The organism is Cupriavidus numazuensis, from assembly GCF_905397435.1.
Taxonomy (GTDB): domain Bacteria; phylum Pseudomonadota; class Gammaproteobacteria; order Burkholderiales; family Burkholderiaceae; genus Cupriavidus; species Cupriavidus numazuensis.
On the sequence record NZ_CAJPVI010000141.1, the window covers coordinates 1 to 1,784 of the forward strand.

General features: G+C 62.8%; 1 protein-coding gene and 2 pseudogenes. All 3 read left to right on the forward strand.

Features of this window, described 5'->3' with window-relative positions:
- Positions 1 to 117, forward strand: a 117-nt coding sequence (gene tnpB / locus KHO41_RS42065; RefSeq protein WP_211958872.1) for an IS66 family insertion sequence element accessory protein TnpB, incomplete at its 5' end; no start/stop codon positions are given.
- Between the two features lie 101 nt (positions 118 to 218).
- Positions 219 to 1,540, forward strand: a pseudogene (tnpC, locus tag KHO41_RS40860) (IS66 family transposase); the annotation flags it as partial.
- A pseudogene (locus tag KHO41_RS40865) lies at positions 1,509 to 1,784 on the forward strand (transposase); the annotation flags it as partial. The pseudogenes tnpC and KHO41_RS40865, both read left to right, overlap by 32 nt.

The window sequence follows — 1,784 nt, forward strand, 5'->3', positions numbered from 1 at the left end:
CTCGGCTGGGACGGTGCTGGTTTCTGGTTATTCCTCAAGCGATTGGAAGCCGAGGATCGCTTCGTGTGGCCGGACACGACCGATATCGTCACGCTCACCGTCGATCAGTTGCACTAGTTGCTGGAGGGCATCGACATCGCAGTCATCAGGAAGCATCCCCAACGCATCTACGTGCGAACGAGTTGAACTCTCGGACGGGCATGTCGGTCCAACCCGCCATGCCTGTCAACGTCACGATCACTGCTGAAGAACTTGAGGAGCTGCTCGCAGAACGCGACGCAGCGCGCCAGCTCCGCCTCGAACGTGATGTCCTTCAGGGTGAGTTGCGCCTGGTAAAGGCTGAACGCGATCTGGCAGAAGAACGACTGCGTGCCTATCGGCGCGAACTGTTCGGCGCCAAGAGCGAAGCGCGTGATGCGGGCCAACTCGGGCTGTTCAACGAGGCCGAAGTACTCACCGCCAACGCACAGCCTGCACAGGAAGACGTGCCCGGCACGAAGGTCGCCGCGCACACCCGCAACAAGCGTGGTCGCAAGCCCCTCGACCCCAATCTGCCACGCGATGTGGTGCGTCACGACCTCCCCGAGTCCGAGCGCTTCTGTGCAAACGATGGCCACGCGCTGGTCGAGATCGGCGTCGAGATCAGCGAACAGTTGGACGTGATCCCCGAACAGATCCGTGTCATCCAGCACCAGCGCGTCAAGCGCGCCTGCCCGTGCTGCGATCTGGGCATCAAGGTCACGCCGGCCCCGCCGCGTATCATCCCCCGTGGCCTGTTCACTGAGTCGGCGCTGGCCTGGATTGCCACGGGCAAGTACCAGTTCGGCATGCCCCTGTATCGCCAGGCCGCATTGCTGCGCCGCTTTGGCGGCGACATCTCGGCCAATACCATCGCTGCCAGCATGGTGCGCGTGGGCCAGGCCGGCAGCCGGTGATCAACCTGCTGCGCGACACACTGCTTGATTCGGACATCATCTACGGCGACGAGACAACCCTCCAGGTCTTGAAGGAGCCGGGACGGCGACCACAAACGAAAAGTTACATGTGGGCGCAAATGAACGGCTCCGGGCCGCCCGTGCGCTTGTTCAGCTACGCGCCGGGACGTGGCGCCAAACATGCCGAGGAAATTTACGCTGGCATCCGTCCAGGTGCGGTGTTGATAACCGCTGGCTACGAGCCTTACAACGGTCTGGCGATCGAACACCAGCTCATTCACCTTGGTTGCTGGGCTCACGCGCGGCGTGCCGTGATCAAGGCCGAGGAGGCCGTGCCCAAGGCCCTGCGCACGCCGCAATTGACGGCCACGCGCTTCATCAAACTCATCGGCAAGTTGTTTGCCGCGGAATCGCGCTCGGCCGACTGGCCGTCAGCGCAGCGACAGCGCCTGCGTCGGCGTTACAGCGCACGCGTGCTGACGGCCATCGAGAATCTGCTGCTCGAAGAGTTGCCAAACGTAGTGCCTGGCAGCCTGCTTGGAAAGGCGCTGCAATACCTGCGCGGGCAGTGGCGAACGCGCGACCTACGACTCGGTGGCTTTCCGCTACGTGGCAGCCAACACCCACCCGGATCACGACACGCTGGCGACGTTCCGACGTCGATTCCTGAAGGAAGTGGAGTTGCTGTTCGTACAGGTGCTGGTGCTGGCGCGCGAGATGAAACTGCTCAAGCTCGGGCACATTGCGCTGGACGGCACCAAGATCGACGCCAACGCGAGCAAACACCGCGCCCTGTCGTGGGGTCATGCCCACAAGATCGAGGCGCAGTTGCGACAGGAAGTGCAGACT